This window comes from Phenylobacterium sp. (assembly GCF_004799515.1).
GTDB lineage: Bacteria > Pseudomonadota > Alphaproteobacteria > Caulobacterales > Caulobacteraceae > Phenylobacterium.
On the sequence record NZ_SSMX01000052.1, the window covers coordinates 1 to 11695 of the forward strand.

An 11695-nucleotide genomic window follows, 5' to 3' on the forward strand; every position below is an offset into this window, starting at 1 on the left:
GGAAAGTCAAGGATTTTGGGACCGTGGGCTCGCAGGAGCGCGCACCTTCGATCCAACCTGTCGGACGAACCTTCCCGATGTCCGTCATGGGTGGGAAGCGGACCCTGTCCTAGGAGTGGCGAGCTTCTTCCACGATCTCGCGGAACAGCTCCCGCAGCTTGAGCTTCGCCTGCGCGAGGGCGTCTCGGCCTAGATCCGTCGCGACGTAGACACGGCGATAGGTGCGACCGAGCCGCGTCTTGGACGAACTTAGGTAGCCTCGGCGCTCCATCGCATGGAGCATCGGATAGAGGGTTCCCGCGCTGATGCGGTAGCCGTGCTCCGCCAGCTCCTCGATCATCCACTGACCGTAGATTCCGTCCTCGGCCGCGTGGTGGAGGATGTGCATACGGATGAATCCGGACAGCAGGTCCTGATGCTCCAGCTCCTGAGCCTTCATGGAAGCCGGGCCTTTTCGAGTTGCTCCATAATCGGCTTTCGATATTGTCTTCCTATAGCCAGCGCCGGACTCTGTTATCTGCCCACCGGCCTGGGCGAAAACTACAAGCAAGCGTGGGGGAGGCCCAAGGGGAATGGAACTCACGGTTCGGGACGCCCTGACCGTCCTTCACGGCATGGTGTTCGGCGGCCTGCTCCTGCTCGGCTATTCCGGGGCGGTCGTCGCCATCTGCGCCATGTCGGCCGCGGGTGATCCCTGGAAGCCGCAGGCCCGAGGCGAGAAGGCGCTCTCACTCTATCTAACCCTGCTGGCCGGGCTGGCCTGGCTCGCGGTGCTTTTCGGCGCCTACGTGATCTATCCCTGGTATCGCGCCGTCCCGCCGACGGGCGCTGACCTCGCGGGATTCCCGCAGCGGTTCCTGATGTCCAGCCCGACGACGACGGAGTGGCACGACATCGGCATGGAGTGGAAAGAGCATGTGGCGTGGCTAGCGCCGATCAGCCTGACGGCCTGCGCCTGGATCTTCCGCCGCTACGGCGGGCGCCTGCGGGTCATGAAGGGTCTGCGGAACCTGCTGCTCGGGCTTGTGCTGACCGCATTCGCCGCGACCTGCGTGGCCGGCTTCTTCGGCGCGATGCTCAACAAGTTCGCCCCGGTGCGGGGCGGCGGCGAGATCGTCTTGATGAAGGGGGAAACCGGTGACGAGCGCTGAAACGGCAGGCGGCCCGAATGGGTCCGGCGCCGCCGCAGTCCTGGCGGCCGCCATCGGCTGGTTCGTGCTGGGGGTGCTGGCCCTAGCGGGAGACACCGTTCCCAGCGTGAAGCGGGCGCTCACCCTCTGGAAACCGACCGGCGGGCTGTCCGGCGTGACCACGGTCGCGATCGTCGCATGGCTGGTTGTCTGGCTGGTGCTGGGCCGTCGCTGGCGGGACCGTGACGTCAAACTGGGCGTGGTCGGCGCCTCATCGGCGGCGCTGCTGGTGGGCGGGCTCCTGCTGACGTTCCCGCCCTTCATGGATTTCCTGCAGGGCAAGTGAAGGCCCGCGGCGAGGGGAGTGCGAAAGGCGATGGCGAAACGGTCGGGAGCGCGGAACGCTTGGGCCTCGACGATCGCAATCTTGGCCCTTTTGGGCGCCGGCGCGGCGAGGGCTGGGCCGCCGTTCATCACCGACGACCCCGAGCCGGTCGATCTACATCACTGGGAGATCTACGCCTTTTCAGCCGGCGCCTTCGATAGCCACGGTGCTACCGGCCAGGGGCCTGCGCTCGAAGTGAACTATGGGGCCGCGCCCAACCTTCAACTCCATCTGATCGCGCCCTTCGCCTACGACGCGCCGCCTGGCGGCCCAACGACCATGGGTCTCGGCGACACTGAGCTGGGCTTCAAGTACCGCTTCATCACCCCGGACAAGGACGACTGGTTCCCACAGGTCGGCATCTTCCCACTACTGGAAGTCCCGACGGGTGATGCGCATCGAGGCCTGGGCGCTGGGCAGGTCCAGGCCTTCTTTCCGATCTGGCTCCAAAAGGATTTCGGCAAGTGGACCACCTATGGCGGCGGTGGCTATTGGATCAATCCGGGGCCGGGCAACCGTGACTACTGGTTCACCGGCTGGCTGCTGCAGCGCCAGGTCACCGACAAGCTGGCACTCGGCGGCGAGGTTTTCCACACCTCGTCCAGCCAGGTCGGCCGCGACGGGGTGACGGGATTCAACCTCGGCGGACAATACGACTTCACCGAGCACTATCACCTGCTGTTCTCGGCCGGCGAGGGTGGCCAGGCGTTCGCGGTGGACACGGGAGCCGTGGGCCGCCACGCCACGACCTACTACCTAGCATTCCAGTGGACCTACTAAACTGCCGCGCTCCGAAGGTCCGCAATGGGTCGAAATCGGCCACTGGGTTCCCGGCACCTACCGGACATTCGCCTCTAGCTTGGAAGCTATGCCGGTCTAGCCGGCCGTCTTCCAGACCGCTGGAGAGACTTTCATCTCATGGTTGAGGCGAGCCTTGGGGTCAATGCCACGGTCGGTCCGGGCGGGCCGGACGTGCGTTTGACGGGTGGGACCAGGCGACAGGCGCGGCAATCCCTGCGCCATCCTCCTCCCCTTGTGGGAGGAGGTGGCTTGAGAGTCGTTCTCGCTGGCATGCCGCGTCGAGGGCCCTAGTTTCTAGCCATGACCGATCTCCACGCCCTCACGCCCGCCCAGACCGCCGCCTTGACCCGGCGGGTGACGCTCTATTCGGTGGCGACGGCGGCGGTGCTGGTGGCGATCAAGCTCGCCGCCTGGCTGGCGTCGGGCTCCGTGGCGCTCTTGGCGTCGACCGCCGATTCCGGCCTCGACCTGCTGGCCTCCCTGACGACCTTCTACGCGGTGCGGTTCGCGGTGACGCCGCCGGACGCCGAGCACCGCTACGGCCACGGCAAGGCCGAGGGGTTCGCGAGCCTGGTGCAGGCGGGCCTGGTGTTCGCGTCGGCCGCGCTGATCGGTCAGGAGGCCATCGTCGACCTGATGCACCCGCGGCCGATCGCCGACGGCGGCTGGGCGCTGGCGGTGATGGGCGTCTCCCTCGTCATGACCGGCGGGCTGATCGCCGCCCAGGGCCGGGTGCTGAAGCAGACCTCCTCCGTCGCCGTCTCCGGCGACCGGGCTCACTACGCCGCCGATTTCGCCTCCAACCTGATCGCGCTGGCCGGCATCGGCCTGGCCGCCTGGCTGGGCTGGAGGAGCCTCGACGCCCTGGCCGCCCTGGCTATCGCGGCCCTGCTGCTCTGGGGCGCGGTGGGCGTGTTCCGCGAGGCGTCCGGCCAGCTGATGGACCATGAGCTGCCGGATGAGGTGCGCGCCCGCATCGTCGACCTGATGACGGAAGACCGCCGGGTGACCGACGTCCACCAGCTGCGCACCCGCGCGGCGGGGCCCTACGTCCACATCCAGATGCACATCGACCTCGACCCCGAGCTCACCCTGGAGGCCGCCCACCAGGTGATCGTCGCGGCGGAAAAGCGGGTGCTGGACGCCTTCCCGTCCGCCGACATCATCATCCACGCCGATCCGCGCGGCCGAGCCGAACCGCACGGCGGAGCCTTCGCCGAGGCCGCCGCGAGCTCTTCGTAGTAAACGGCCCCTTAAGGGGTCCGGCGTCCATTGGGGCGACCGATTCGTATCCCCCGCGTTAGCCGGACATGAGCCTTCAGCGCACCCTGCACCATTTCCCGCTGGACCCGGCCTCGCGCCAGGTGCGCCTGGTGCTGGGCGAAAAGCGGCTGGCCTTCACCGAGGTGCAGGTGCGCTACTGGGAACGGCCCAAGGCGCTGACGGCGATGAACCCCTCCGGCCTGATCCCGGTGCTGGAGGAGACCGACCCCGACCTCGGCCGCCACCTGGTGCTGTGCGAGGCCCGCGCCATCCTCGACCACCTGGAAGAGACCGTGCCGGAGCCGCCGCTCTTGGGCCGCGACGCCGCCGAGCGGGCCGAGGCGCGCCGGCTGCTGAGCTGGTTCGACCGCAAGTTCGAGTACGAGGCCGGCGGCTACATCCTGCACGAGAAGATGGAGAAGCGCCTCTTGGGCCTGGGCGCGCCGGACCTCGCCAACCTGCGCCAGGGCCGCGACGGCCTGCGCACCCACATGTTCTACATCGACAAGCTGCTGCAGGAGCGCGAGTGGCTGGCGGGGCGCAGGCTGTCGCTGGCGGACTTCGCGGCCGCCGCCCACCTGTCGGTGATCGACTATTGCGGCGACATGCCCTGGCCGGACTTCCCGGCGGTGAAGACCTGGTACATGAAGCTGAAGTCGCGGCCGTGTTTCCGGCCGCTGCTGGCGGACCGCTGGCCGGGCCTGACGCCCGCCCGCCACTACGACGACCTCGACTTCTGAGGCTTGGGCGGCGGCGCCTAGAAGCCCGTCGCGGGCATATCCTTCAGCCGCGGCAGGACCTTGTCCTTGTCCGAGAGCACCGGCTCGACGTCGAGCGGCCAGGCGATGGCGAGGTCCGGGTCGTTCCAGATCACCCCGCCTTCGCTCCCAGGCGCGTAGTCGTTGTCGACCTTGTAGAAGATCTCGGTGTCGTCGGTGAGCGTCATGTAGGCGTGGGCGAAGCCGCGGGGCACCCAGATCTGCTCGCCGCCCTCGGCGGTCAGCGTCGCGCCGACCCACTGGCCGTAGGTCGCCGAGCCCGGGCGCACATCCACCGCCACGTCGAAGATCGCGCCCTTCAGCGCCCGCACCAGCTTGGCCTGGGCGAAGGGCGGCTTCTGAAAGTGCAGGCCGCGCAGGGTGCCTTTGCGCGCGCTGAAGGCCTGGTTGTCCTGCACGAAGACCGGGTCGAGGCCGTGGGCGGCGAAGGCCTTGCGGCTCCAGGTCTCGGCGAACCAGCCGCGCGCATCGCCATGGCGCTTGGGCGTGATAAGCAGGACCTCGGCGAGGGCCAGGGGCGTGATCGTCGTCATGTCGGCTCGGATGTTGCGGAGTGACCTTTCGGATGGCCCGGCGCGCGGCGGATGGCAAGCCTTCTGAGGTCCCGGCCGCGCCCGCCATCAGCATCGTCGTGGTGGTCTACGAATCCGGCCCGACCCTCGCCGAATGCCTGGCCGCCGTCCGGGCGCAGAGCTTTTCCGACTATGAGCTGATCCTGGTCGACAACGCCTCGTCCGACCGCACCGCCCAGGCGGCGAAGGCGGCCGACCCGGCCATCCGGCTGATCGAGAACGCCGACAACCTGGGCTTCGCGGCCGCCGTGAACCAGGGCGCGCGGGCGGCGGCGGGGCGCTGGCTCGCGCTGCTCAACCCCGACGCCTTCGCCGATGCGGACTGGCTGGCGCGGCTGATGGCGGCGGCCGAGGCCAACCCGGCGGTCCACTGCTTCACCTCCCGCCAGCTCATGGCCGAGGACCCTAGCCGGCTGGACGGACTGGGCGACGTCATGGCGCTGGCCGGCTATCCGTTCCGCGGCGGCTACACCCACAAGGACCCCGGGCCGCTGGACCCCGGCTGGGTATTCTCGGCCTGCGGCGGGGCGATGCTGATCGCGCGCGACCTGTTCCTGAGCGTCGGCGGCTTCGACGAGCGGCTGTTCTGCTACTGCGAGGACGTCGACCTGGGCTATCGCCTGCGGCTGATCGGCGAGCCGACGCTGCTGGTCCCCGACGCGGTGGTGCGCCATGTGGGGTCGGCCTCCACCGGCGGGCGGCGCAGCGACTTCGCGGTGTTCCATGGCACCCGCAACCGCTTCTGGGTCTTCGTGAAGGACACCCCGCCGGTCTTGTTCTGGCTGACCCTGCCGCTGCATATCGCCGCGACCGTGGTGCTGTTCGCCCGCCACGCCACGCGCGGCGAGGTCGCGACCCCGATCAAGGGCCTGGCCTTCGCGATCCGCCACATCGGCGTGGCGCTGGCGGCGCGGCGGGAGGCTCAGGCCACCCGCAAGGTGGGCTCCTGGGCGATCGCCCGGGCCATGACCTGGAACCCGCTCGACCTCTTCCTGCGCCGGGCCTTCATCCAGCCGAAGCGGCCCACTCCGTGAGCCGGCGCATGAAGGCCACGCCGCGCTCCATCTGCGAGATCTCGACGAACTCGTCCGGCTGATGCGCCTGGGCGATGGAGCCCGGACCGCAGAGGATGGTCGAGAGGCCCGCCCGCTGGAACTGGCCGGCCTCGGTGGCGAAGGAGACCGCGCGCGGCGGGCCGTTGTCGCCGGCCAGCCGCCGCGCGAAGGCCTCGGCCGCCCCGTCCGGCTCCGGCGCGAAGCCGGGGACGTTGGAGAGCATCTCCACCGTCACGCCAGCCTCAGGGGCGCGGGCTTTCAGCGCCGCGTCCAGGGCCTTCGCCTCGGTGAAGAACCCCGCGAGCAGCTGTTGCGCGTCGAGCGGCGGCGGCGCGCGCAGGTCGAACATGAACCTGCACTCGCGCGCCAGGATGTTACCCGCCGTGCCGCCATGGACGATGCCGATGGTCAGCGTCGCGCCCTTGGGCGTGAAGGGCGAGGCGGGATCGGCCTCACGCTCCAGCCGCGCCGCCAGGTCCTTCAGCGAGGCCATCAGCCCGACCGCCTCCATGATCGCCGAGACGCCCTGCTGGGTCTGGCTGGAATGGGCCTCGCGGCCGGTGACGGTGACTTCGAAGTTGGCGATGCCCTTGTGGCCGTTGACGGCGACCATGTCGGTGGGCTCGCCCACCACCACGAAGGCGGGCTTCGGCAGCTCGCGGCGGATCACCTCGATCAGCGCCGGCGCGCCCAGGCAGCCGATCTCCTCGTCGTAGGAGAAGGCCAGGTGCACCGGCCGCCGGGGACGCGCCGCGGCGATGTCCGGCACGGCGGCGAGCGCGAGCGCCAGGAAGCCCTTCATGTCGCAGGTCCCGCGCCCGTAGAGCCGCCCGTCGCGCTCGATGACCTTGAAGGGATCGCTGCTCCATGGCTGGCCGTCCACCGGCACCACGTCGGTATGGCCCGACAGCACCGCGCCGCCCTCGATGTCCGGGCCGATGGTGGCGAGCAGGTTGGACTTTCGGCCATCGGCGTTCGGCACCCGCCGGTGCGCCACCCCATGGCTGTCGAGATAGGCCTCGACCCATTCGATCAGGGCCAGGTTGGAATTGCGCGAGGTGGTGTCGAACCCGATCAGGGTCTCAAGGATATCGCGGGCCGCGCCGAGGTCGTTCATGGCCCCACGGCATAGACCCGCCGCGCGGGCGCCTCAACGGAAAGCCGCCGCATGCTAGGAAGCGCCATGCCTGATGCTGCGCCCGCGATCACCCTGCGTCCCGCTCGCCGCGAGGACGTGGCGGCCATCGTCCGCCTGCTGGCCGACGACGCCCTGGGCGCCCAGCGCGATCAGGTGAGCGATCCGCCCTCGGCCGCCTATCTGGACGCCTTCGACAAGATCACGGCCAATCCGCGCGCCTTGCTGGCCGTCGCCGAGGATGAGGCCGGCGCGGTGATCGGGACCCTGCAGCTCACCTTCATCGCCGGCCTCTCGAACCAGGGCGCGGAGCTGGCGCTGGTCTCAGCGGTGCGGGTGGACTCGGCCTTGCGTGGACGCGGGCTGGGCGAGCGGATGATGGCCTGGGCCATGGACGAGGCCCGCGCGCGCGGCTGCCGGCAGATGGAATTGCTGAGCCACGCGAGCCGCGCCGACGCGCACCGGTTCTACGAGCGGCTGGGGTTTGCGAAGACCCACGTGGGGATGAAGCGGACGCTCTGAGACGCGGCCTTGGAACGTCACCCCTGCTCGACGCTGCCCGGGCCCGGCAGGAAGTCGATGAGTTCGATCTTGAAGATCAGGGCCGAGCCGGGCGGGATCGGGCCCTGGCCCTCGGCGCCATAGCCAAGCTCGGGCGGGACGTAGAGCATCCAGACGTCGCCCGGGCGCATCTTCTGCAGGGCTTCCTGCCAGGCCTTCACCAAGCCCTTCAGCGGCATGGCCGCCGGCTGGCCGCGTTCGTAGGACGAGTCGAAGACCGTGCCGTCGACCAGCTTGCCTTCGTAGTTGACCTTCACCTCGTCATTGATGTGCGGCTTGTTGCCGGTCGCCGGGCCGGAGCTGACGATCTTGTACTGCAAGCCGTCCGGCAGGGTGACGACGCCCGGCTCCTTGGCGTTCTTGGCCATGAAGGCCGCCGAGGCCTTGGACTGGTCGCCGGCCACCGGGCCTTGGGCGTCCTTGGAGTCGGGGCCAGGCTGGACCGGGGCGCCTCGGCTGCAGGCTGCGAGCGAGAGCACGGCCGCGACAATCATCAGCTTACGGAACATCTAGCCTACCTCTGTTCAGACCGCGCGGGGCGGGTAGCCCGCTTCCCGGAGCGCGTCCATGATCTCCTGGGTGTGCTGGGCGTCGCGGGTCTCGATCAGGATGTCGAACTCCGCGCCCTTGGCCGGCACGTCGAGGGCCAGGCGGTTGTGCGCCACCTCGATGATGTTGGCCCCCAGCTTGCCGATGATCGCCGAGACCGTGCCCAGGAGGCCCGGGCGGTCGTCGCCGATGATCCGTAGACTGACGATCCGCTGCTCGCGGACCAGCTCGCGGGTCAGCACCGAGGCCAGGAGGCGCGTGTCGATGTTGCCGCCGGTGATCACCAGGCCGCAGGTCTTGCCGCGGAACCGCTCCGGGAAGCCCAGCAGGGCGGCGAGCGACCCGGCGCCCGCGCCCTCGGTGACCGTCTTCTCGACGTTGCAGTAAAGGGCCACGGCGCGCTCGAAGAACGGCTCCTCGATCAGCAGCACCTCGTCCACCAGCGGGCGGACCACCGAATAGCTGAGGTCGCCGACCTGCTTGACCGCGATGCCCTCGGCGATGGTCGCCCCGCCCGTGGTGACCCCGGCGTTGACGCCGCGCATCCGGGCGGTGAACGAGGGGTACATGGCCGGCTCGACGCCGATGATGCGGATATCCGGCTTGATGTGCTTGGCGGCCGTGGCCATGCCGGCGATCAGGCCGCCGCCGCCGATCGGGATCGGCAGCACCTCCAGGTCCGGCGCGTCCTCCAGCATCTCCAGCGCCACCGTGCCCTGCCCGGCCATGACGTCGAGGTCGTTGAAGGGGTGGACGAACACCAGGTCGCGGTCGTCGCGCAGCCGCATGGCGAAGGCCGAGGCCTCGTCATAGCCATCGCCGTCGATCACCACCTCGGCGCCGTGGGCGCGGGTCTGCTGCACCTTCACGAAGGGCGTGCCGCGCGGCATGACGATGGTCACCGGGATGCCCAGGCGCGCGGAATGGTAGGCGAGGCCCTGGCTGTGGTTGCCGGCCGAGGCGGCGATCACGCCGCGCTTCTTCTCCGCCTCGGTGAGCTGCAAGAGCTTGTTCAGCGCGCCGCGCTCCTTGTAAGCGGCGGTGAACTGCAGATTCTCGAACTTCACCCAGACGTTGGCGCCGGTGATCTCCGACAACGTCCGCGACCGGCGGCACGGGGTGCGCTCGATATGACCCTTCAACCGCTCTTGCGCGGCGAGGATGTCTTCGAATGCGAGGGTCATGGCGGACGCGATCTGAAATGGCAGGGCTTCAAAAAGGCGCGCAACCTAGCGGCGGGCCGCCTCTGCCGCAACGCAGCATGTCTAGGGGGCGCTAGAGCAGGTCACCGCGGCCGGCCTGGCGCACCGCCTCCACTGCTGCGCGCACCGCCCCGGGGGCGTCCCTGCGGGTGACCAGCACCACCCCGCCCTCGACCACCACCGCCAGGTCTTCGACCCCGGCCAGCACCACCAGCGGCCCATCGGAGATCGCCAGGCAATCGCGGCTGTCGACGGCCAGCGCCGGGCCCTGCAGCACCTCGCCCGTGGAGGACTTCGGCGCCTCGGCCCAGAGGGCGTCGTAGGCGCCCACGTCGCTCCAGCCGACGTCTGCGGCCACCACCACGGCCTTGTCTGTGCGCTCGAATACCGCGATATCCACCGGCAGGGACGGCACGCGCCCGAAGGCCTCGCCCAGGCGGACCGTGTCGCCCTCCCGCGCGGCCTGCGCCAACGCCGCGCGGGCGGCGGCGAGCAGATCCGGCGCGGTGCGTTCGGCCTCGGCCAGGAAGGCGTCGGGGCGGAACAGGAAGATGCCGGCGTTCCAACTGTAGGCGGGGTCGGCGAGATAGGCCTGGGCGGTGGCCAGGTCCGGCTTCTCCACGAAGGCGGCGACCTTGCGCACCGGCCCCTCACCGGGTTCAGCGCGGATGTAGCCGTAGCCGGTCTCGGGCGCGGTCGGCGTGATGCCGAAGATCACCAGCGACCCGGCCTCCGCCGCCGGCGCGCCCAGGGCCACCGCCGCGCGCAGGGCGGCGGGATCGGCGATGCGCGCGTCGGCGGAGAGCAGCAGCACGAGATCCTGCTCCATCTCGGCGGCCAACAGCGCCGAGACCATGGCCGCGGCGCCCGTGTGGCGGCCCGCGGGCTCCAGGATCAGGGCCTGGGCCGTCACGCCGACCTCGGCGAGCTGGGCGCGCGTCAGGTCGGCGTGGGCGGCGTTGCCGATCACCATCGGCCGGGCGAAGGCTTCGGTGGCGAACCTGAGCGCCGTTTCCTGGATCAGGGTGTGGTCGCCGCCCAGGGCGTGGAACTGCTTCGGACGGGCCTGGGTGGACAGCGGCCACAGCCGCGTGCCGGCGCCGCCGGACATCAGGACAGGGGTGATCTTCGCCATGGCGCGTCTTTAGGCCGCTTCGAAGGGCGGGTCGAATTCGGCGGGCGGCGGCCGGCCCGAGACCTCGCTCAGCGTTTTGAAATCGCCCCGTAACCGTCCTGGCCGATATAGTGACGCGGTGTCCGACACCGAATCCAGACCGCCACAGACGCCGCCGCTTCGGCCCACCCTGTTCCTCGACCGCGACGGGGTGCTGAACGAGGACCACGGCTATGTCTCGCGCTGGGAGGACTTCCGCTGGATCCCCGGCGCGCGGGAGGCGGTGGCGGCCTTCAACCGCGCCGGTTGGCTGGTGATCGTGGTGACCAACCAGTCGGGCGTCGGGCGCGGCTACTACACCGAGGACGCCATGCACGCCCTGCACGCCCGGATGGCCGAGGACCTGGCCGCCGTCGGGGGCCATATCGACGCCGTCTACCACGCGCCGCAGCATCCGGAGGCGCCGGTGGAAGCCTACCGCCATCCCGACCCGCCGGACCGCAAGCCCAACCCCGGCATGATCCTGCGCGCCCTGGCCGACTGGCCCATCGACCGCGAGGCCTCGCTCCTGATCGGCGACAAGCCCAGCGATCTTGAGGCGGCGGAACGGGCCGGCGTGCGCGCGGCCCTGTTCGCGGGCGGCGACCTGATGCAGTTCCTGGCGGACGAGGCGCTGCTGCCCGGTTGAGGCCCGCGAACGCCGGCGCGCGCTTAAGTCTGCATCCCGACACTGGGCTCAAGCGTTGTCGTAGGCAGAACGACAGAATCGAGCCCGTCAAATGCGCAAGACCATCGCCCTCGCCGCACTCGCGGCGGCCATCTCAGTCCCGCTGATCGTGGGGTCGACGGACGCCAGCGCCTCGTGCCAGAGCCGGAAGAACACCGGCACGCTCGTAGGCGGGGTGGGCGGCGCCCTCATCGGCAATTCGATATCCCGCGGCGGCGGCGGCGCGATCCTGGGCGGCCTGGGCGGCGCGGTGCTGGGCCATGAGATCGCCAAGGGCGGCTGCGGCCCCTCGCGCCACGCCGACTATCGCAACGGGCGTAACCGCTACGCGGCCACGCAAGCCTATGGGCCCACGCGCCCCATCTACTACGACCAGTACGGCAACGCCGTGGTCCCGCCACCGCCCGCCTACAGCCGCTGAC

General features: G+C 70.0%; 15 protein-coding genes. 9 read left to right on the forward strand and 6 right to left on the reverse strand.

Going from position 1 to position 11695, the window contains the following annotated elements:
• Positions 1-109: 109 nt before the first annotated feature.
• Complete coding sequence (locus tag E8A49_RS19975) at positions 110-424, reverse strand: PadR family transcriptional regulator (protein ID WP_366928843.1); 315 nt, start codon at positions 422-424, stop codon at positions 110-112.
• Positions 425-572: 148 nt separating this feature from the next.
• Between E8A49_RS19975 and E8A49_RS19980 the strand changes: the two genes are divergently transcribed.
• From E8A49_RS19980 to E8A49_RS20000, 5 genes are all read left to right on the forward strand, one after another.
• Positions 573-1151 carry a hypothetical protein gene (locus tag E8A49_RS19980; RefSeq protein ID WP_293385801.1) on the forward strand — a complete coding sequence of 193 codons (579 nt, stop codon included), beginning with the start codon at positions 573-575 and terminating at the stop codon, positions 1149-1151.
• Complete coding sequence (locus E8A49_RS19985; protein WP_293385803.1) at positions 1138-1476, forward strand: hypothetical protein; 339 nt, start codon at positions 1138-1140, stop codon at positions 1474-1476. The genes E8A49_RS19980 and E8A49_RS19985 overlap by 14 nt, the downstream gene beginning before the upstream one ends.
• 81 nt (positions 1477-1557) lie before the next feature.
• Complete coding sequence (locus E8A49_RS19990) at positions 1558-2295, forward strand: hypothetical protein (RefSeq protein ID WP_293385805.1); 738 nt, start codon at positions 1558-1560, stop codon at positions 2293-2295.
• Between the two features lie 321 nt (positions 2296-2616).
• The gene (locus E8A49_RS19995) at positions 2617-3558 is read left to right on the forward strand and encodes a cation diffusion facilitator family transporter (RefSeq protein ID WP_293385807.1); all 942 of its coding nucleotides are present in this window, start codon (positions 2617-2619) and stop codon (positions 3556-3558) included.
• Between the two features lie 68 nt (positions 3559-3626).
• Positions 3627-4319, forward strand: coding sequence for a glutathione S-transferase family protein (locus tag E8A49_RS20000; RefSeq protein ID WP_293385809.1), 693 nt, complete (start codon positions 3627-3629; stop codon positions 4317-4319).
• A gap of 17 nt (positions 4320-4336) precedes the next feature.
• Here the strand turns inward: E8A49_RS20000 and rfbC are convergent, their stop codons facing one another.
• Positions 4337-4891, reverse strand: a complete 555-nt coding sequence (gene rfbC, locus E8A49_RS20005) for a dTDP-4-dehydrorhamnose 3,5-epimerase (protein WP_293385811.1) — start codon at positions 4889-4891, stop codon at positions 4337-4339.
• A 32-nt stretch (positions 4892-4923) separates the two neighbouring features.
• Between rfbC and E8A49_RS20010 the strand changes: the two genes are divergently transcribed.
• Complete coding sequence (locus E8A49_RS20010) at positions 4924-5964, forward strand: glycosyltransferase family 2 protein (protein ID WP_293385813.1); 1041 nt, start codon at positions 4924-4926, stop codon at positions 5962-5964.
• Here the strand turns inward: E8A49_RS20010 and argE are convergent.
• Complete coding sequence (gene argE, locus E8A49_RS20015; RefSeq protein WP_293385815.1) at positions 5936-7102, reverse strand: acetylornithine deacetylase; 1167 nt, start codon at positions 7100-7102, stop codon at positions 5936-5938. The two genes, E8A49_RS20010 and argE, sit on opposite strands and share 29 nt — an antisense overlap.
• 66 nt (positions 7103-7168) lie before the next feature.
• Between argE and E8A49_RS20020 the strand changes: the two genes are divergently transcribed.
• Positions 7169-7642 (forward strand): GNAT family N-acetyltransferase, encoded by a 474-nt coding sequence (locus tag E8A49_RS20020; RefSeq protein ID WP_293385817.1) that lies wholly within the window; start codon positions 7169-7171, stop codon positions 7640-7642.
• Positions 7643-7659: 17 nt separating this feature from the next.
• Here E8A49_RS20020 and E8A49_RS20025 read toward each other — a convergent pair whose 3' ends face one another.
• From E8A49_RS20025 to E8A49_RS20035, 3 genes are all read right to left on the reverse strand, one after another.
• Positions 7660-8190, reverse strand: coding sequence for an FKBP-type peptidyl-prolyl cis-trans isomerase (locus E8A49_RS20025; RefSeq protein ID WP_293385819.1), 531 nt, complete (start codon positions 8188-8190; stop codon positions 7660-7662).
• 15 nt (positions 8191-8205) lie between these two features.
• Positions 8206-9414: a threonine ammonia-lyase gene (locus E8A49_RS20030; RefSeq protein WP_293385821.1), complete on the reverse strand. Its 1209-nt coding sequence runs from the start codon at positions 9412-9414 to the stop codon at positions 8206-8208.
• A 91-nt stretch (positions 9415-9505) separates the two neighbouring features.
• A complete protein-coding gene (locus E8A49_RS20035; protein WP_293385823.1) occupies positions 9506-10567 on the reverse strand; it encodes a mannose-1-phosphate guanylyltransferase in 1062 nt (353 codons plus the stop codon).
• 118 nt (positions 10568-10685) lie between these two features.
• Here E8A49_RS20035 and E8A49_RS20040 point away from each other — a divergent pair, with 118 nt between their 5' ends.
• Positions 10686-11234, forward strand: a complete 549-nt coding sequence (locus E8A49_RS20040; RefSeq protein WP_293385825.1) for an HAD family hydrolase — start codon at positions 10686-10688, stop codon at positions 11232-11234.
• A gap of 91 nt (positions 11235-11325) precedes the next feature.
• The gene (locus E8A49_RS20045; RefSeq protein WP_293385827.1) at positions 11326-11694 is read left to right on the forward strand and encodes a hypothetical protein; all 369 of its coding nucleotides are present in this window, start codon (positions 11326-11328) and stop codon (positions 11692-11694) included.
• The last annotated feature ends 1 nt before the right edge of the window (position 11695 follow it).

Excerpts from the sequence above, each read along its gene's own strand:
- rfbC (WP_293385811.1), bottom strand. The coding sequence starts at position 4,891 with ATGACGACGATCACGCCCCTGGCCCTCGCCGAGGTCCTGCTTATCACG.
- E8A49_RS20025 (WP_293385819.1), bottom strand. The coding sequence starts at position 8,190 with ATGTTCCGTAAGCTGATGATTGTCGCGGCCGTGCTCTCGCTCGCAGCC.
- E8A49_RS20000 (WP_293385809.1), top strand. The coding sequence starts at position 3,627 with ATGAGCCTTCAGCGCACCCTGCACCATTTCCCGCTGGACCCGGCCTCG.
- E8A49_RS20035 (WP_293385823.1), bottom strand. The coding sequence starts at position 10,567 with ATGGCGAAGATCACCCCTGTCCTGATGTCCGGCGGCGCCGGCACGCGG.
- E8A49_RS20030 (WP_293385821.1), bottom strand. The coding sequence starts at position 9,414 with ATGACCCTCGCATTCGAAGACATCCTCGCCGCGCAAGAGCGGTTGAAG.
- E8A49_RS20020 (WP_293385817.1), top strand. The coding sequence starts at position 7,169 with ATGCCTGATGCTGCGCCCGCGATCACCCTGCGTCCCGCTCGCCGCGAG.
- E8A49_RS20010 (WP_293385813.1), top strand. The coding sequence starts at position 4,924 with ATGGCCCGGCGCGCGGCGGATGGCAAGCCTTCTGAGGTCCCGGCCGCG.
- E8A49_RS19995 (WP_293385807.1), top strand. The coding sequence starts at position 2,617 with ATGACCGATCTCCACGCCCTCACGCCCGCCCAGACCGCCGCCTTGACC.
- argE (WP_293385815.1), bottom strand. The coding sequence starts at position 7,102 with ATGAACGACCTCGGCGCGGCCCGCGATATCCTTGAGACCCTGATCGGG.
- E8A49_RS19980 (WP_293385801.1), top strand. The coding sequence starts at position 573 with ATGGAACTCACGGTTCGGGACGCCCTGACCGTCCTTCACGGCATGGTG.
- E8A49_RS20045 (WP_293385827.1), top strand. The coding sequence starts at position 11,326 with ATGCGCAAGACCATCGCCCTCGCCGCACTCGCGGCGGCCATCTCAGTC.